Annotated in this window: 20 protein-coding genes; 13 read left to right on the top strand and 7 right to left on the bottom strand. The window is 48.6% G+C overall.

The annotated features are described in order from the left end of the window. The first annotated feature begins 129 nt into the window (after positions 1-129). On the top strand, positions 130-1413 hold the full coding sequence (locus tag CTH_RS09035; protein ID WP_159073849.1) for an ABC transporter ATP-binding protein: 1284 nt from the start codon (positions 130-132) through the stop codon (positions 1411-1413). Positions 1414-1509: 96 nt separating this feature from the next. On the opposite strand, the gene CTH_RS09030 is transcribed toward CTH_RS09035, so the two are convergent. After that, entirely contained in the window at positions 1510-1932 is a 423-nt protein-coding gene (locus CTH_RS09030; RefSeq protein WP_079906510.1) for a hypothetical protein, read from the bottom strand. A gap of 118 nt (positions 1933-2050) precedes the next feature. On the opposite strand from CTH_RS09030, the gene CTH_RS09025 reads away from it, so the two are divergent. Next, positions 2051-2353, top strand: a complete 303-nt coding sequence (locus CTH_RS09025) for a hypothetical protein (protein WP_078664962.1) — start codon at positions 2051-2053, stop codon at positions 2351-2353. Here CTH_RS09025 and CTH_RS09020 read toward each other — a convergent pair. From CTH_RS09020 to ku, 5 genes are all read right to left on the bottom strand, one after another. Further along, positions 2331-2984 carry an SdpI family protein gene (locus CTH_RS09020; protein WP_159073848.1) on the bottom strand — a complete coding sequence of 218 codons (654 nt, stop codon included), beginning with the start codon at positions 2982-2984 and terminating at the stop codon, positions 2331-2333. The genes CTH_RS09025 and CTH_RS09020 overlap by 23 nt on opposite strands. Then, on the bottom strand, positions 2965-3252 hold the full coding sequence (locus CTH_RS09015; RefSeq protein WP_078664960.1) for an autorepressor SdpR family transcription factor: 288 nt from the start codon (positions 3250-3252) through the stop codon (positions 2965-2967). Before CTH_RS09015 ends, CTH_RS09020 begins: the two co-directional genes overlap by 20 nt. A 68-nt stretch (positions 3253-3320) precedes the next feature. Further along, positions 3321-4178, bottom strand: a complete 858-nt coding sequence (ligD, locus tag CTH_RS09010; RefSeq protein WP_078664959.1) for a non-homologous end-joining DNA ligase — start codon at positions 4176-4178, stop codon at positions 3321-3323. Beyond that, positions 4175-5044 (bottom strand): ATP-dependent DNA ligase, encoded by an 870-nt coding sequence (locus tag CTH_RS09005; protein ID WP_079932993.1) that lies wholly within the window; start codon positions 5042-5044, stop codon positions 4175-4177. Before CTH_RS09005 ends, ligD begins: the two co-directional genes overlap by 4 nt. Continuing rightward, on the bottom strand, positions 5044-5841 hold the full coding sequence (gene ku, locus CTH_RS09000; RefSeq protein WP_107753613.1) for a non-homologous end joining protein Ku: 798 nt from the start codon (positions 5839-5841) through the stop codon (positions 5044-5046). Before ku ends, CTH_RS09005 begins: the two co-directional genes overlap by 1 nt. Positions 5842-5993: 152 nt before the next feature. Here ku and CTH_RS08995 point away from each other — a divergent pair, with 152 nt between their 5' ends. From CTH_RS08995 to hslO, 3 genes are all read left to right on the top strand, one after another. Beyond that, positions 5994-6344, top strand: coding sequence for a cupin domain-containing protein (locus CTH_RS08995; RefSeq protein ID WP_078664956.1), 351 nt, complete (start codon positions 5994-5996; stop codon positions 6342-6344). 90 nt (positions 6345-6434) lie between these two features. Next, a complete protein-coding gene (gene yfcE, locus CTH_RS08990) occupies positions 6435-6986 on the top strand; it encodes a phosphodiesterase (RefSeq protein ID WP_079932992.1) in 552 nt (183 codons plus the stop codon). A gap of 15 nt (positions 6987-7001) precedes the next feature. Further along, on the top strand, positions 7002-7889 hold the full coding sequence (gene hslO, locus CTH_RS08985; protein WP_079906506.1) for an Hsp33 family molecular chaperone HslO: 888 nt from the start codon (positions 7002-7004) through the stop codon (positions 7887-7889). 34 nt (positions 7890-7923) lie between these two features. Here hslO and rpmB read toward each other — a convergent pair whose 3' ends face one another. After that, positions 7924-8112: a 50S ribosomal protein L28 gene (rpmB, locus tag CTH_RS08980; protein ID WP_078664953.1), complete on the bottom strand. Its 189-nt coding sequence runs from the start codon at positions 8110-8112 to the stop codon at positions 7924-7926. Between the two features lie 132 nt (positions 8113-8244). Here rpmB and CTH_RS08975 point away from each other — a divergent pair, with 132 nt between their 5' ends. The 8 genes from CTH_RS08975 (at position 8245) to CTH_RS08940 (ending at position 16978) form a co-directional block, all read left to right on the top strand. Further along, complete coding sequence (locus tag CTH_RS08975) at positions 8245-8442, top strand: DUF1858 domain-containing protein (RefSeq protein ID WP_107753612.1); 198 nt, start codon at positions 8245-8247, stop codon at positions 8440-8442. An 89-nt stretch (positions 8443-8531) separates the two neighbouring features. After that, on the top strand, positions 8532-8873 hold the full coding sequence (locus CTH_RS08970) for an Asp23/Gls24 family envelope stress response protein (RefSeq protein WP_078664952.1): 342 nt from the start codon (positions 8532-8534) through the stop codon (positions 8871-8873). A 21-nt stretch (positions 8874-8894) separates the two neighbouring features. Next, the gene (locus CTH_RS08965; RefSeq protein ID WP_107753610.1) at positions 8895-10541 is read left to right on the top strand and encodes a DAK2 domain-containing protein; all 1647 of its coding nucleotides are present in this window, start codon (positions 8895-8897) and stop codon (positions 10539-10541) included. Then, positions 10542-11399 (top strand): DegV family protein, encoded by an 858-nt coding sequence (locus tag CTH_RS08960; RefSeq protein ID WP_107753608.1) that lies wholly within the window; start codon positions 10542-10544, stop codon positions 11397-11399. 11 nt (positions 11400-11410) lie between these two features. After that, positions 11411-13837, top strand: coding sequence for an ATP-dependent DNA helicase RecG (gene recG, locus CTH_RS08955; RefSeq protein WP_078664949.1), 2427 nt, complete (start codon positions 11411-11413; stop codon positions 13835-13837). A gap of 305 nt (positions 13838-14142) precedes the next feature. Next, on the top strand, positions 14143-14910 hold the full coding sequence (locus tag CTH_RS08950; RefSeq protein WP_107753606.1) for a hypothetical protein: 768 nt from the start codon (positions 14143-14145) through the stop codon (positions 14908-14910). A 69-nt stretch (positions 14911-14979) separates the two neighbouring features. Next, positions 14980-15372 (top strand): hypothetical protein, encoded by a 393-nt coding sequence (locus CTH_RS08945; RefSeq protein ID WP_078664947.1) that lies wholly within the window; start codon positions 14980-14982, stop codon positions 15370-15372. A gap of 760 nt (positions 15373-16132) precedes the next feature. After that, complete coding sequence (locus CTH_RS08940) at positions 16133-16978, top strand: LuxR C-terminal-related transcriptional regulator (protein WP_078664946.1); 846 nt, start codon at positions 16133-16135, stop codon at positions 16976-16978. Positions 16979-17048 lie beyond the last annotated feature (70 nt).

Genomic DNA, 17048 nt, shown 5'->3' with positions numbered 1-17048 from the left:
CACATAGTGAAGACTTACCTGGTCGGTCAATGGTATACCATAGTCTTGGGATTTGTGACTGCGACGATGTTTTCGCTGGTATCACTCGCTACACCCTACCTTATCTGATACCTGATTGATGTAGTGTTCGTGCAAAAGAGACAAGATTTACTGTTTAACTTTATAATTTTGTGTAGTGTTATAGTACTAGTCATGTCTTTAACACGTGTAATATCTGATTACTTCTTGGCTAACTCATTTGAACAAGCCAAGATTAATATGCGTAATGACCTTTTTTCGAAGCTGATAACAAGCCCTGCCCATTATATTATGGATAGTACAAGCGGCGAGATGAATTATCGGATCTTCGGGGATAGTGAGACTATTGAATCATTTTTTAATAATGCTCTTAATATGCGTACTCGTGTTTCCCAACTCCTTATTAGTGTACTAAACAACTTATGGTCTTTTGGAATTCTTTGGTACGGAGGAGGGCTTGTTTTAGAAGGGCAGATTACTCTTGGAACGCTGACGGCTTTTATGATGATTGCTGGCATGTTGTTTCCTAACCTCGAGGCTTTAACAACAATAGTTTTTTCGTTTCAAGATGTTCGAGCTAGCTTACATAGATTTTTGGAATACTACAATTTGAAGCCCATAGTTTCTGAACTACCAAACGCAAAAACATTAGTTGTTAACAATGGAGAAGTAATTTTTAATAATGTAACATTTGGTTATAGTTCAAATAATTTGATATTAAAGGGAGTAACTGCAGTTTTTAAGCCTAGAAGTATAACAGCTATAGTCGGACGGAACGGGGTTGGGAAAAGCACATTGGCTAGATTACTTATTCGAATGTTCGATCCGCTTGAGGGTAGTATAATCATTGATAATACAGATATTCGTGAAGTGACTTTAAAATCTTTGCGTAATAATATTGGTTATTTAATTCAAGGAGAGTTCTTATTTAGCGGGACAATTTGGGATAACATACTTTACGGATCAGATTCTGCCACGGAAGAGGAAGTAATAGAGGCTTGTCGAAAAGCTTGTATATATGATTTCATCATGAGTCTACCCAATAATTTTCAGACTAAGGTAGGGGAAGGAGGATTCTATCTCTCTGCTGGTGAAGCCCAACGTATTGCTTTAGCTCGTTCTTTTTTAATGAAACACCGTGTAGTGATTCTTGACGAACCTACTTCATTTATTGATCAAAAAACAGAAAAGGATATTCACCAAGCCATCCTTGATTTAAAGCAAACATCTACTGTTATTGTGATCGCACATCGTCTTTCAACTATCAAGATAGCCGATGAAGTACTGGTGTTGAATGATGATTATTTCGTGGAACACTTAGTTTTAGATTTTTGCAAAAGGCTCAATAGGTGTAAGTCCGTATTCCAGATTCCAGCCAATAGTCTGAACATTTGATTGTTTGTCTACCATAAAAGAAAGAGTTATAACGAGTAAACTAGCATTTTGTACATCCTGAGGAAGGGTAATGGCTCATCGTATAAATTACCACCTCTATCTCAGACAGTTTAACTTATGAGGTAGAAGGTATTCTTTGTAGCGCAAGGGGAAATCGGTCAGCTTATCGGCTGGCACTAACTCCAGCACATAATACCAGCGCAATTCCGGGTCATTGACGGCAATGCTGCGCACATAAAACTGGTCCCCCAGTTTGGCCTGCAAGATATCTCTGGCCTGACTGCTGAAAAGGCGATAAAAACCAAAGAAGAGTCCTGGCTGGGCCTGACACTCAAGGGCCAGCGGAAATTCCACAAAGGTCACCCGGCTCAGCCAGTTTTTTCTGGTAATCAGCTGGGGACGGCCGGAGAGATAACCCAGATGAATCAGCTGCATTTCCTTGATTTCCTCTGGTTTGAGTTTATTGATATGGCGATGGATTTGCAGTTCCCGCACTACCTGAAAAAATTTTAGCCACACAGAAAATCCTCCTCACCGCTGGGTAGCTAAAATTTTCGACAGAGCAGAAGGGAATTCCTGCTACTGAAGACGGGTTTTGTGTTATAATAAAAGATAAAAAACAGCGGGAGGAAAGAGAATGCTGAAGTATTGCTTTGACCAGAACAAGATCAAATTGACTGAAGAGAAAAATCCCGGTGAAATCATTTTCCAGGTGGAAATCCTGGATGAAAACTTGCTTCCTGCCTGGCAACAGGTGGAGGCCTATTTTGAAAATGATGATGATCCCCTGGATGTCACCTTCCTGCCTTTCGCCGGCAATCGCTGGCATGCTATTATGGGCCCGGCATTAAGGGTGCGCTTTTTGCTGAAAATGTTTGAACTGCGCTTATTAACTTCCCTGGAGTGGGAAGATAAAGCTAATGTTTGTCAGACCCTTTAAGGTCCTGATAGACCTTCCAGCTATACCAGAGGGAAAAGGCTGTAGCAGCCATTAACGCGCCAAAGAAAAAACCAAAGGCAATGGCTCCTCCCCGGAAGGAACCGATCAGACCCACCAGTCCGGCCCCCATCCAGACGGGACCGCTGACGCGGTGGGTTTTTTGCCAGACTTGTTCATTTTCCAGGGTCCAGGGGGTGCGGATGCCGATAAAATAATTGGGGCGTAATTTACCCAGATAATTGCCGAGCAGAACGAACAGCAGGGAGATAAGGGCCGGTACCGTTTTATCCACCGGGATGGCATAGCCCAGACTGTTGAGCAAGGCGATGATAAAAATAACCGTTAACAATCCGTGGGTAAAAAGTCTGAACAGGTCCAGCACCTGCCGGAACTTCTCGATTTTGGCCTTGGGGTCCAGGGCGGGCAGGGAGACCAGCAGCAGATAGATGCCCAGGTTGAGGGCCAGCGGGAAACTGACTCCCAGAGGTTTACTCATGTAGCCATCTACTTCTCCCTGCATATTCCAGTGGGTAGGCAGGGGATCAGGCAAACGGGGATAGAGGTAAACACTCAGGGCCAGCTGCCCCAGCAGGAGACTCCAGATGGCGATTTCAATCCATTTTCTTCTCATCTTCATGCACTCCTTTCATTTCCAGAAACCAGCTCAGGACATCTTCCAGCACTGAGGTATTGAGGGAATAGAGGATATTTTGCCCCTGGCGTTCATCCACCACCAGTCCCGCCTGTTTTAACAGGTTTAAATGGTGGGAGATGCTGGGCTTGCTGATCTGGAAGTGTTCTGCGATGGCGCCGGCGGTCAGATCACCCTGCCGCAGCAATTCCAGGATTTTGCGCCGGGTGGGATCGGAAAGGGCCTTAAATGTGAGGGATAAGGACATAGCCCCACCTCCATTTAGATATTTAGATAACTGTCTAAATATATCTTACGGGAAACCAGGCCTTCGTGTCAAGATAGTAAAGCCAGTAAACCTGCGGCCGACCGGGCCTGTTGAAAAAAATCCCCCCAGAGCTGCCGGGCCTGAGGAATGTACTGAAGGTAATTATGCAAGGTAAATTGCTGCGGGTTTAAATTGCCTGCCTCGACTTCATCCCAGCTGACCGGCCAGGAGAGGGGTGCGCCCGGCAATGGGCGCACACTGTAGACCCAGGCAGTGGATTTGCCGGTGGTATTTTGCAGGTAATCCAGATAGACTTTGCCCTGGCGCTTGCTTTTACTGAATTCGGTAGTAAGACCGGTCGGCCAGACCTGAACCAGGGTCTGGCAGAGCAGGGCCAGGGCCCGCCGCAATTGACCACTCGCTGGTCCCGGTTGAATGGGCACAAAAATGTGCAAGCCCCGGGAACCGGAAGTTTTAACAAATCCCACCAGACCCAGCTTTTCCAGCGCAGCCTTGACCAGCAGGGCAGCCTGACAGACCTGGGAAAAGGGGACTCCTGGGGCGGGATCCAGGTCAAAGAGGAGGATATCGGGCTGGTCCAGCCGGGGTACCCGGGAAGGCCAGGCATGGATCTCAATGGCACCGGTATTGATGATCCATAGCAGGTGTTCAACAGTTTTTACATAGAGATAATCGATGCCATGCCAGTGGACCCGGGGAAAATCTGGCGGAGTGTGAGGTGGAGCCTGTTTTTGATAAAAATATTCACCCTCAATGCCATCAGGGTAACGTTTCAGGACCAGGGGACGCTGGCACAGCAGGGGAAGCAGGGCAGAGGCCATAGCCTGATAATAGGCCAGCAAATCTCCCTTGGTAATGCCTTCCGGCCAAAAGGGTTTATCCAGATTAGTAAGCTGGAGGTTCATTTTTTCTCCTCCTGTTTTCTAATTCCCAGCAAACGGGGATGGCGCAGCTGGTTTTCTGCCGTTAACTCCAAATAGGCGACTTCAGCAATTAACAGGGGCTGTACCCAGAAAATATTGCCTTCCTGCTCCAGGGTTAGCGCTCTTAGCAGCTGTACCAGCGCCTGATAACGGGGAGCGGGTAGGGAGCAATTAACTTTACCCCTGACTTTTTTCTCTCCTGCAGGGCTGATTTCTCCTACCAGCAGAGAGCTGACCGGACGGTTTTCCCGGGTAAAACCGAGGATCGAGAGTTCAAGCCGCTGTTCCCGCTTGATTTTGAGCCAGTGCTGACTGCGTTTTCCTGGCAGGTAGGGACTTTCAGGGTCTTTTGCCATCATTCCTTCCAGTTCCAGCTCCTTTACTTTTTGCCACAGCAGGCGGGCCTGTTCTCCTTGATACCACTGCACCGGTCCAGCCAGAGGATGATGAGGGAAAGAACGGGCCAGTTTTTCCTTGCGCTCCCGCAGGGGAAGATGCAGCAACGGCTCCCCCAGGTGCAGGCAATCAAATACCCAGTAGTACCAGGGCAGGGTTTGTTTTCCCTGCATTTGCTTTAAGATGGCGGAAAAGGAGAGACGGCCCTGCTGGTCAAAGGCTACCAGTTCACCATCTAAAACCACTGGCAGAAAGGAAAAAGCTGAACGCAGGTCTTCCAGGGCCGGGAAAGCGTGGTTGAGCAACTGGCCACGGCGGCTTAAAAGTCGCCAGCCTCCTTCTTCCAGATAGAGCAGGGCCCGGATGCCATCCCATTTGACTTCATAATACCAGTTTGTCGGCCATTCTTCCCGCCAGAGGGTTCCCAGCATGGGTGGGTAAAAGAGGGGCATCAGCCTTCACCCCCGGCTGCTTTGGCCTGGGGTTTGGTCAGTTCCAGACTGGCTTTTAAGGCCTCCAGCAAATCTACTACTTTTGCCGGCTGAGCAGCCGGGACAGCGACTACGTCCTGGCCGGCGATTTTGGCTGCGATTGCCTGGCGCAGAGCTTCCCGGTAGCGGTCGGTGTATTTTTCCGGGTCAAAGGGGGCGGCCAGGTTATTGATCAGGGTAACCGCCATTTCCAGTTCTTTTTCCTGCAACTGGGCCTGAAATTCCAGTTCCGGTATATAGCGGGGAGAGCGAATTTCATCGGGATAGAACATGGTTTCCAGCACCAGACATTCCTGATGACAGCGCACTGCTGCCAGGGCCTCCTTGCTGCGGATGGTGACTTTGGCGATGGCGATTTTGCCGGTCTTTTCCATGGCTGCTTTCAGCAGGGCATAGGGCTTTTGCCCTCCTTCGGCTGGAGCCAGATAATAGGTCTTGTCATAATAGATAGGATCAATCTGTCTGAGCTCAACGAAATCCAGGATTTCAATGGCTCTGGCCGTTGGGGCCGGTATATTTTCCAGATCCTCTTCTGAGATGATGACATACTGGCCTTTATTGTATTCGTAACCGCGCACTATTTCCTCTGCCTCCACTTCCCGTTGACAGGTGGGGCAATATTTCCGGTACTGTACCGGTGTATGACAGGGTTGATGCAGATAATTGAAGCGGATATCCTTTTTTTCGGTGGCTACATACATTTTGACCGGGATATTAACCAGGCCGAAGCTAACGGCCCCTTTCCATAAACTGCGCATAAGCGACCCTCCTCAGAAGCTATTTTGTAAAGAGATGGCTGATTTTATTAAAGGATAATAATAATTATTATTGACAAACAAAAATTAACATGGTATATTGTTAACAGTAGCAAGGCAAAACTAATACTGAAATCGATGAGGAGGTATAAATTATGAGTCAACACGTAAATGTCATTCAAAATCCCGCTTTTAAAGCAGAAGCTATGAATAAAATCGCCAACTTCAGCGGCGGCATGCTGGGGGTTGACACTTACTACTTCAAACCCGGCCAGGTGCTGGATTACCATCGCCATCCGGAAGGCGACCAGGTTTTCTTTGTCTTCCAGGGCGAAGGGGAGTTTTATCTGGATAATGGCAATGGGGAAGAGAAAATCGCTGTTGCCGCTGGTTCCATTATCTATGTACCGGCAGGTACCTGGCATAAACTGGTCAATAGCGGCAATAGTGACATGATCGCTTCCCAGGCTACCAAAGCCGGAGCTGGTATGGAATTGCGCAAATAAAGAACTGGATTGAGCGGGCCGCATGGCCCGTTTTCCTTTTACTTGACCTGATAGCGAAGGGGCAGTAAAATAGGCGGTGAGGTGATTGGCATGCGGATAGGAGTGATTTCTGATACTCATGGCAATTCTCAGGTCTGGCAACAGGCCTGGCAGCAGGTACTGGCCGATTGTGATTTGATTTTACATGCCGGGGATATCCTGGCTCCTGGCCCCCGTAACCCGATTACAGCCGGATACAATCCGCCGGCGCTGGCGGAGGCCCTTAACAGCTTAACCCGGCCCTGGCTGGCAGTACGGGGCAATTGTGATGCCGAAGTGGATGAAATGATGCTGGCTCGCCAGCTCCCTCCTTTGACCCAGGTACATACTTCCTTTGGTTTACTGGTTATAACCCATGGGCATCAATATGATGGCCCCGCTGGTCTGATTAAGCTGGCTAAACAGCAGAAAGCCCGGGTGGTGATCAGCGGCCATACCCATGTGCCTGTACTGCTGGAACAGGAAGGGACCTTTTTGTTAAATCCGGGCAGTCCTACTTTGCCTAAAGAGGATTGGCCTCCGACCCTGGCGGTAGTGACTGAACGGGGCATTCAGCTGCTTAATCTTCAGAATGGTGCAGTGATAAAGGAAATTAACTGGTAGAAAGGCGGAAAAAAGATGCAAAATGAGTTGATCCGGGGGATAGCTGCCGGGGGGCAAATCCGGGCCCTGGCCCTGACGGCAACCCGGGCTGTGGAAGAAGCACGACAAAGGCATGATACCTGGCCTACTGCTACTGCGGCTCTGGGCCGCTGTCTGATGGCAGTGGCGTTGCTGGGAGCGACTTTGAAAAATGAGGAAACCGTCACCTTGCGTATTTTTGGTGATGGCCCCATTGGTGGGATTATTACTCAGGCAGATGCTGAAGGCAATTTGCGGGGCTATGTCCAGGAGCCTCATGTGGATTTACCGCCCAAAGGTCCCGGAAAACTGGATGTAGGCCGGGCGGTGGGACAGGGCCAGCTCTACATTACCCGTGACCTGGGCCTGAAAGAGCCCTATACCGGGACTTCCCCTCTGGTATCAGGGGAGATTGCCGAGGATCTGACCCATTATTTTGCCAAATCGGAACAGATCCCCTCTGTCGTGGCGCTGGGGGTACTGGTGGCTCCAGAGGGCCATGTGCAGGCTGCTGGTGGTTTTCTCCTGCAGCTGATGCCTGGTGCGACCGAGGAGGTTATCAACGCTCTGGAGGCCAATTTGGCCCAGCTCCCACCGGTTTCCTCCCAGGTAGCCGAAGGAGCAAGGGCGGAGGACTTGTTGCAACAGGCTTTACAGGGCTTTGATTTTCAGATCCTGGAACGCAAGGAAGTGCGCTTTGCCTGCCGCTGTTCCAGAGAAAGAATGAGTGGCATTTTGCTTGCGCTGGGCTGGAAAGAGCTAGCAGAAATGGCTGCCGAGGGTGGGGCAGAATTGCGCTGCCATTTTTGCAATGAAAAGTATCATTTCAGCAAGGCAGAGCTGGAGCAGCTGATGTTTGAATTGAATAAAAGGGAGGAAAAATAAAAAAACCAGCGCTATTGCTGGTTTTTTTGCTAAATTAGATGGCCCGCTGGACCTTGCCGGAACGCAGGCACCGGGTGCAAACCATGATCCGCCTGGGAGTGCCATTGACCAGAGCTTTTACCCGCTGCAGGTTGGGAGACCAGGTCCGCTTGGTCCGGATGTGAGAGTGGCTGAGCTGGATGCCTACCACTTGACCTTTACCGCAAACTGCACACTTTGCCATTTTACAACCCACCTCCTTTACAGCCAACCGCTCGCAAAAATCACTTCTATATTCTAACAGAAACATTCTTAGTTGGCAAGCAGGAAAATGTGCAAGCTGCGTTGAATATATAATTTTAAGGGGGGATGTCCCGTGATTACCAGAGATATGTCCATTTTTGAGACGATAGCCCGCTATCCGCAAACCAGAGAGATTTTTAAAAAGTATGGAATGCACTGTCTTGAATGTATGGGTGCTACTGCAGAATCCATTGCGGCCGGGGCGAAGATGCATGGTGTTGATTTAGAAAAACTGCTGGCTGAACTGAACCAGATTGTTAGCAGTAATTAAGCAGCAGGTGACCCGCATGCAGGTGGGCCCTTTTTTTGTGATTAATTAGCGGTTATAATATTAAAAGATGTGCTGGAGGAGGTTTTTATATGCTGGGAAAAATTCAGATCAGTGAAGATGTGATTGCTGTTATAGCTGGCAATGCAGCCATGGAATGTTATGGACTGGTTGGGATGGCTTCTCGCAAGATAACTGACGGCCTGGCCGAACTTTTTCGCGGCGACCAGGCTCACAAGGGCGTGTATGTCACCCGCACTGATGAACAGGAAGTATCCATTGACCTCTACATTATCGTCCAGTATGGGGTAAAGATTTCCGAGGTTGCCCATAATATTCAGGAAAGGGTCAAGTATCTGGTGGAAAACACCACCGGGCTGCGGGTAGCCCAGGTAAATGTTACAGTCCAGGGAGTACGTTTGCAGGAAAGTTAATTTAGAGCAGGAGGAACAGGTGTGTCTAGGACTATCGATGGCAGTCAGCTGAGAAAGGCTTTTGTAACCGCAGGTGAAGTATTACAGGCTCAGCGGGAGCAAGTGGATGCATTAAATGTTTTTCCCGTTCCTGATGGTGATACCGGGACCAATATGGCTCTGACCTGGCAGGGAGCGGTAGCGGAACTGGCCCGGGTTCGGGAGGATACCATTCCCGCCGTGGCCCAGGCTATGGCCCGGGGCTCTTTGATGGGAGCCCGCGGCAACTCGGGCGTGATCCTCTCCCAGATTTTGCGGGGATTTGCCTTGAAGCTGAACCAGGTACAGGAAATGGGGCCGAAAGAGGTGGCTGCTGCTTTCCGCGGCGCTGCCGATACGGCTTACAAAGGGGTACTAAAGCCGGTTGAAGGCACGATACTGACTGTGATTCGCGAAGCGGCTCAGGGGGCGGAAAAGGCTGTCCGCAAGGCTAGCTCCGCTATTGAAGTATGGCAAGCAGCAGTGGTAGCTGCTGAAGAAGGATTACAGCGGACACCGGAATTGCTGCCCATTTTGCGGCAGGTAGGGGTAGTGGATGCCGGTGGCCAGGGGCTGGTTATCCTTTTGCGGGCCATGCTGGCATCCTTCCAGGACCAGGATGTACAATGGGTACTGACCAAACCGGCGCAAGCCCAGGCCACTCCTCAAATGGTGGAAGTAGTAGATGAGTTACCAGCTGACCTGGGGGATATCAAATACCACTATTGTACGGAATTTATTCTGAAAGGCCAGGATTTGCCTCTGGCCCTGTTACGGGGGAAACTGGACCCCCTGGGAGATTCCCTGCTGGTGGTGGGCGAGGCTGATCTAGCCAAAATCCATGTCCACACCAACCATCCTGGTCAGGCCCTGGAAATTGCGGTACAATACGGCAGCTTACATAATATTAAAATCTCCAACATGTTAGACCAGTATCTGGAGAAGCAACAGCAGGAAGCCAGCAAGCCAGCTGCCGCTCCTGTTAAAGAAGAAAAGGAGCTGGGACTGGTGGCCGTGGCAACGGGAGCCGGCTTAACCCGGGTTTTCACCAGCCTGGGGGTTGACCAGGTGGTGGCCGGCGGACAGACTAATAATCCCAGTACCGCAGATCTGCTGGCTGCAGTAGAAGCGGTTCCGGCCCGCACTGTCCTGATCCTGCCCAATAACGGGAATGTGATCATGGCGGCTGAACAGGTAGGGCAGCTGACCAGCAAGCAGGTAGTAGTTATCCCCAGCCGTACTATTCCGCAGGGGCTGGCAGCTTTAATGCAGTTTGATCCGGGTGCAGACCTGGCGGCCAATGTGGAGGCAATGACGGCAGCCCTGGGTCAGGTGGTTTCCGGGGAAATTACCTATGCCGTCCGGGATAGTCAGATCGATGGTCTGGCCATCAAGGCCGGCGACATACTGGGGTTAATTGATGACAAAGTACAGGTGGTGGGCAAGACCCGGGAAGAAGTGTTTTTGAACATGCTGGCCCACATAGTAACGGAAGATCATTCTTTATTGACCTTTTTTGCCGGGGAAGGGGTTGGGCCTGAGGAACAGCAAGAAATGCTGACTCGCCTGCAGGCGGCCTATCCGCAGCTGGAAATTGAGCTGCACCAGGGAGACCAACCCGTTTATGCTTATGTGTTTGGGGTGGAATAGATGGGAAAAGTCAGGATTGTGACTGATAGCACTGCCGATATTCCGGCCGAGGTGGTGCAGGAATATGGCATCAAGATAGTGCCTTTAAAAGTTTTTCTGGATGGGGAAACCTATCTGGATGGCGTAACCCTGAATTCCAAAGAGTTTTATCAGCGTTTGCCCCATTTGCAAAACCTGCCTACCACTTCCCAGCCTTCACCACTGGAGTTTGCTGAAGTATACAGGGAACTGGCGGCTGAGGGCACCCAGGTCATTTCCATCCATCTCAGCCAGAAGACCAGCGGCACGGTGCAAAGTGCCCGCCTGGGAGCGGAAATGACGGAAGGGGCAGATATTACGGTAATCGATTCGGAAAGCCTCAGCATTGGCCTTGGCATCATAGTGGTTGAGGCGGCCCGGGCAGCCCGGGAAGGGCGCAGTAAAGAGGAAATTATCGCCCTGGTGGAGAGGCTGAAACAGGAAAGCCGTCTTTATTTTGTACTCAATACCCTGGATTATATCTTCAAGGGCGGGCGCATTGGCAAGGCCGAGGCCTTTGTCGGCAGCCTGCTCAATATCAAGCCCATCCTTACCATGCAGGATGGAGTGGTTACCCCCATTGACAAAGTACGGGGCTGGAATAAGGCCATTGACCGGATTGTGGAACTGGTCCGGGAGCGTCTGCAGGGACGGCCTATGCGCTGTGCCCTCCTCCATGCCAATGATTTTGAAAGTGTGATGAAACTGCATCAGCGCATTGTCCAGGAATTTCAGTGTTTTGATGTGATTATGATCAATGAGGTCGGAACAGTTATCGGCACCTATGCCGGTCCAGGCGCAGTGGGCATCGCCTTTTTCCCGGTGGAGGAGTCGGTTTGAGGTGAAAGGCAATGGACAGCAAAACCCTCTTGTTAAAAGCCATCCAGGCGGAAAAGCGCCTGGGTTGCAATAATGGGGCTGTGTTTGGCGGCTTTGACCGTTTTGTCATACAGCAGCTGGAAAAACTGGCGGGTAAGCCGGGTGGTGGAGGCAGGGCAGAAACTGCCGACTTCATCCGGCTTTTTGCCGATTATGGCCAGGTGAGTCGCAGCAAGCGGGAGGAGAAGCTGGAAAAGCTCTGGCACTGGCTGGTCAATTTGCCGGTAAGCAGGCCGGCGCCCCGGAGGGCCCAGTCCCAACCCCAGCTGGAAACACAGCTGGAGGCGAAGGAAAAGACAGAAGCACCACCGGCCCGCACTGCCGAAAAAAGCCAGGGCCTGCCGGCCCAGTTGCAATATGTGAAAAATATCGGCCCTAAGAGAGCTACTGCCTTGCAGGCCATGGGTATCAATACCCTGCGGGATCTGCTCTTTCACCTGCCCCGGGATTACCAGGACCGCAGTCAGTTCAAACACCCCTCCCAGCTGGTACACGGGGAAAAGGAAACGGTGCTGGGGACGGTGGTCAATGTCCAGGAGCTGCGTCCGCGCCGGGGGCTGGTGATCTTAAAAGCTCTGCTCAGGGTGGAAGAGAGCCAGGTCTATGCTGTCTGGTTCAATCAGCGTTATCTGAAAGAACAGCTGAAGGCGGGCACAGAACTGGTGGTGGCGGGCAAAACCGATCGGGCCTATGGCATTCCCCAGATCAATGTGGAGGAATTCGAGATTGTGGACCGCCAGGACTTGATTCACACCGGCCGGATTGTGCCGGTCTATCCTGGCAGTGGCCAGCTCAATTCCCGCTTTTTCCGCACCGTAATTTACCGCTTGCTGGACCAGGTGGATGAGATCGCCCCCGAATTTTTGCCAGGGCAGTACTGTCAGCAACACAGCCTCCTGCCCCGGCCCCAGGCTTTACAGGAAATCCATTTTCCCCAGTCCTGGACCAGCAGGGAGCTGGCCCGGCGGCGTCTGGCTTTTGATGAGCTTTTTCTCCTGCAGCTGGCTCTGGCTCTGTTGAAAGGCACGGAAAAAACCGCTCCCAAAGGTATAGCTCATAGTCCGGTACCCTTGCCGCTGGAAATTGAATTTCGCCAGCGCCTGCCCTTTCAGTTAACCAGAGCCCAGGAAAGGGTACTGGGGGAAATCTACCGGGATATGGCCGCACCCCGGCCCATGACCCGGCTGGTGCAGGGGGATGTGGGCTCCGGGAAAACCATCGTGGCTGCCCTGGCCCTGTTGAAAACAGTGGCCTCTGGCTATCAGGGGGCATTGATGGCTCCCACCGAGATTCTGGCCGAACAGCACTACTGGAATTTGCAGGAGCTGTTCCGACCCCTGGGCTTGCCGGTTGGCCTTTTGACCAGCAGCAAAAGCAAAAAGGAACGGCGGCAACTGCTGGCTGACCTGGCTTCCGGCCATCTGGCCATTGTCATCGGCACCCATGCCCTGTTACAGGAGGATGTGGTTTTTGCCCGCCTGGGCCTGGCGGTAGTGGATGAACAGCACCGCTTCGGAGTGCGTCAGCGAGCCCTCTTGCGGGAAAAAGGCAACCATCCTGACTTGCTGGTGATGACAGCCACCCCCATTCCCCGCACCCTGGCCCTGACTCTGTACGGGGACCTGGATGTCTCCGTCATCGATGAACTGCCGCCGGGGCGCAAGCCGGTGAAAACCCACTGGCTCAATCGCAGCCGGCTGGACAAGCTTTATGCTTTTATCCGAGAACAGTTAGAGCAAGGGCGCCAGGCCTATGTAGTCTGTCCGCTGGTAGAGGAATCGGAAAAAATGGATCTGGAGGCGGCTACCAAACTGGCCCAGGAGTGGCAGGAACAGATTTTTCCCCAGTTCCGGGTCGGGCTGCTGCATGGCCGCATGAAACAGGAGGAAAAGGAAGGGGTAATGGAGGAATTCCGCCAGAACCGCCTGCAAATCCTGGTTTCCACTACCGTGATTGAGGTGGGGGTGAATGTGCCCAATGCTACTATCATGGTGGTGATTGATGCCGAACGCTTTGGCCTGGCCCAGCTCCACCAGCTGCGGGGCCGGGTGGGGCGGGGAGAATATCAGTCCTATTGTTTCCTGATTTCCGATACCCAATCGGCTGAAGGGCGGGCCCGCCTGCGCATCATGGAACAGACCAATGACGGTTTTGTGCTGGCGGAGGAGGATTTGAAACTGCGGGGCCCAGGGGAATTCTTCGGTACCCGTCAGTCAGGGCTGCCGGAACTGAAGGTGGCCGACCTGGTCAAGGATTTGCCCCTGCTGGAAGGAGCGCGCCAGCTGGCATTCCGGATTGTGGAAGAAGATCCGAAACTGGCCCGACCGGAACACCGGCTGCTGAAGGAGGAATTGAAAGCTACTTTTGCCGATGGTCTGGATTTGGCACAAATCGGGTAGTATTTTTAACGACGGGCTACTGGCCCGTTTTTTCTTTTGAGGGTCACTGCGTAATGTTTATGGGGTGACAAAAAAGGTGACAAAAAGGTGACAAACGGGGTGATACCATAATTAATCAAAATGGGATATATTCATATACAGAAGAGTGAGGGTAACAGGTATGTGTTTATGGGGGTGGTAGGAAGCTCTTACTTTTATCGCATTGTCATCCGATGGTGCTGACTATTTCGTTTAAAAAACTTTAATAGATTTATAAAAGTCTACCTGATGACAACTAAAGTATACTAAGTTAGGAGGTAAAATTTATGTTATTAAAGGTTGATAAAAGGATAAGTATGTTTATTGCGGTTATTCTATCCTTAATTTTGCTAGCAACGCCGGCAATGGCTGGGTATGTAACTGCTGACTTTTTAAAAAAGAATAGTTCTTTAGACTACACGGAAATTACAGGGAAAGAGCTAGAAAGCTTGGCTGAAGAGGCGTTAAAAAAACAGGATGTACGTATTTTACTGGATAAGTTAACAGGCGGCAGCTATGAGGTATCAGAGAAAAGAGCAGCGAACTATGTATACTCCAAAAAACAAGGGAATGTATTAATATTAACAATTAAAGGATCTAAAGATATTCAACTTGTTTACGCAGATTTTAATGGTAAAGTGAAAGTAGGTGCAGGTGTTCTTCAAAACGTAAATGGTACAAAAACAATAGATGTTTACGACATTAAAAATGGAAAAATCTATAATACCTCTAAAATAGAAATTATTAATAATCAACCTAAAATTAATTGGAAAGAAGGGCCTTTTATTCCGTATGATAAAAAAGATAAAACTGGTTCTCAAAAAGAAATAAACGCGGCATGGACTAGTTGTGACATCTGTCTTGGAATATGTAATACCCTCTGGAACGGTGGTTGTGGGTTAACTAGTTATTTCGCATGTATGATTGCCTGTTCACCATTTGGAAACTTCACCTGTCCGATAATTTGTGGAGTTGTCTATAGTATTATTTGTGGTGGAGTAGGAAGTTACATTACTTGTCCATCTTTGTGCCAAGATATAGGTTATTGTAAATAGAGGGTTAATATGGTTGAAGCCGAGTGGCTTCAACCATATTCTTAAATTAGTTGAAAGAGGTTAAAATCTATGAATTCTTGGTGGCTACTTATAAATATTATAGTTCTTTTAGTTTATGCATTTTTTCTTTTATATCCATTTTATTTACGTGACAAACAACCGCAGCGCTATAAGGGAATTTGGCTAGAAATTGGAACTCTTTTTAGGAACAGGTATGGTGCTCTTATAGTTTTAAATATTACTTTGGGACTTACAATTAACTTTATTATTAAAAGCTATACAAATAATGGAGCCTTTGGATTTATTTCAATGATAGTATATTATTTGATTTTTTCAACAACTTTTTTATGGTATCCTTTTTACTTAAAAGAAAAAAAAGCTAGTAAATATAAAGGTATATGGAAGGTTATAGGAGATTGGATAGGAGACCCCCGAAGCGCATTTCCGCATAGAAAACGTTAATAGATTAATAAAAATGCTATATTAAGAAATGGGGAAGGGAAAAGGTGTGGAAGATAAATACAACAACTTGTTTATCGTTAATTAACGCAGTTTTACTTAGTTATACGGCTTGGGTCAAATATACTGTTAAAGGCTGTTCTTCATGTAACCAAATATTCTTTCTGCCAATAGATGGTGTAATTATAGCGTTGATAGGAGTTGTTGCTTCTGTCACCCTTGCGGTTTTGAATCATTTTTCAATGCGTTTTTCAAGCCTAAAATATCTGACACTTTTAACTACGATGTTATGTGCTAGCTTTGCATCTTTTCTACAGTTCGCTCAATTTTTTTGGGCTGGGAATTTATGTTATTTCTGTTTAACTGCAACTATAATATTCTATGTAATCTTCGGTAACCTATTGTATAAAGTTGTAATCAAATCAATCTGGAAGAAAATAAATTCATCAACTACTATTCCTCCTGTATCACAAAATTAGAATTGTTTTTTGCAAGAGGAAATTCGTTATTTTTGTAAGGATTTTTCCACAAGTATCTGTTGGGAGATTTTGTGGTAATGGCGTATAAGAGTTGCCTCATTCGGTAACGATTACTCCCGAGTTTTAAATAGGGCAGCACTGTCAACAGTTTTAACCGCCTGCCCCTTCCCAGGCTCACCGGTCGTAGACAAGCAGGGGGCTGGCCCGTTTTTTCTTCTCAGGAAAAGTTTCACATGATAAAATATAGACATAGGAATGGGGGAGATTAAGAGGGGGGAATCTTTTTGTTTGATAAATGGAAACAACTTGATTTTCTCCACCAGGATACCAGTGTCTTATTTTTTGATTCAGTGCGGATCAATGAATCATGGCAAAAATCCAAACAACTTGGCATTAAACCGGACCAGGACAGACCCAGGATTTGTTTGAGTAAACAAAAAACATTAGTTAGAATAAAGCAGAACAAGATTTTATTAGAGATCGCGGCTCCGCTGCTGCAGGAAAGTTATGCCAGTTTGCTGGATAAAAATGTATTATTCCTGCTCTGTGATAAGGAAGGGTATGTCCTGGAGCTTACCTGTAGTCCGGAAGTGTTAAAAATGTGTGCTGAACTTGGAATAAGGAGAGGTACATCTTTTAGTTGTGAAAGTGCCGGAACCAATGCCATCTGCTTGGCCATGCAAGAACTAAAAACGGTAGTAGTTAGAGGAGAACAGCATTATTGTGATTTCTTAAAATCCTGGTACTGTGTTGCTGTTCCGATTTATAGCAGTTATCATGGAATAATGGGTTTTTTGGACATTTCTGCGCATATTGAAACCGATTTAATAAAGATGATTCCTTTAGTTGAAATGTTGGCAAAAATAATTTCCAGGGAAGTTGACCGGGAGACTCATGTTGCGGCAGACAAGGAGAGGCTGAAGTATTTGGAACTGTCCGGGCGGGAAAAGGTTGTTTTGGAGTACCTGGTTGCTGGATATAGTTATGAAGCAGTGGCTAGGAAGCTGAGAATTAGCAAAAACACAGTGAAAACTATAGTCCGCCGGGCCTATCAAAAACTAGAGGTTAAATGTCTTCAGGAGTGTAAGGAAAAATACTCCCGGTTTTTGGTTCGTTACAGCGATGAATAATCGCTGTGTTTTTGTTTACAGTGTGACAAAAAGTGATAAAGCAGGTATGTTTTTATAGGGGGTGGTAGGA

Origin of the sequence: Carboxydocella thermautotrophica, assembly GCA_003054495.1 — a bacterium.
Lineage (GTDB): Bacteria > Bacillota.
Note: the sequence above shows the minus strand (reverse complement) of the source record. Positions and strands in the feature narration are given on the sequence as shown.

Excerpts from the sequence above, each read along its gene's own strand:
- CTH_RS09025 (WP_078664962.1), top strand. The coding sequence starts at position 2,051 with ATGCTGAAGTATTGCTTTGACCAGAACAAGATCAAATTGACTGAAGAG.
- CTH_RS09020 (WP_159073848.1), bottom strand. The coding sequence starts at position 2,984 with ATGAGAAGAAAATGGATTGAAATCGCCATCTGGAGTCTCCTGCTGGGG.
- CTH_RS09015 (WP_078664960.1), bottom strand. The coding sequence starts at position 3,252 with ATGTCCTTATCCCTCACATTTAAGGCCCTTTCCGATCCCACCCGGCGC.
- ligD (WP_078664959.1), bottom strand. The coding sequence starts at position 4,178 with ATGAACCTCCAGCTTACTAATCTGGATAAACCCTTTTGGCCGGAAGGC.
- CTH_RS09005 (WP_079932993.1), bottom strand. The coding sequence starts at position 5,044 with ATGCCCCTCTTTTACCCACCCATGCTGGGAACCCTCTGGCGGGAAGAA.
- ku (WP_107753613.1), bottom strand. The coding sequence starts at position 5,841 with ATGCGCAGTTTATGGAAAGGGGCCGTTAGCTTCGGCCTGGTTAATATC.
- CTH_RS08995 (WP_078664956.1), top strand. The coding sequence starts at position 5,994 with ATGAGTCAACACGTAAATGTCATTCAAAATCCCGCTTTTAAAGCAGAA.
- yfcE (WP_079932992.1), top strand. The coding sequence starts at position 6,435 with ATGCGGATAGGAGTGATTTCTGATACTCATGGCAATTCTCAGGTCTGG.
- hslO (WP_079906506.1), top strand. The coding sequence starts at position 7,002 with ATGCAAAATGAGTTGATCCGGGGGATAGCTGCCGGGGGGCAAATCCGG.
- rpmB (WP_078664953.1), bottom strand. The coding sequence starts at position 8,112 with ATGGCAAAGTGTGCAGTTTGCGGTAAAGGTCAAGTGGTAGGCATCCAG.
- CTH_RS08970 (WP_078664952.1), top strand. The coding sequence starts at position 8,532 with ATGCTGGGAAAAATTCAGATCAGTGAAGATGTGATTGCTGTTATAGCT.
- CTH_RS08960 (WP_107753608.1), top strand. The coding sequence starts at position 10,542 with ATGGGAAAAGTCAGGATTGTGACTGATAGCACTGCCGATATTCCGGCC.
- recG (WP_078664949.1), top strand. The coding sequence starts at position 11,411 with ATGGACAGCAAAACCCTCTTGTTAAAAGCCATCCAGGCGGAAAAGCGC.
- CTH_RS08950 (WP_107753606.1), top strand. The coding sequence starts at position 14,143 with ATGTTATTAAAGGTTGATAAAAGGATAAGTATGTTTATTGCGGTTATT.
- CTH_RS08945 (WP_078664947.1), top strand. The coding sequence starts at position 14,980 with ATGAATTCTTGGTGGCTACTTATAAATATTATAGTTCTTTTAGTTTAT.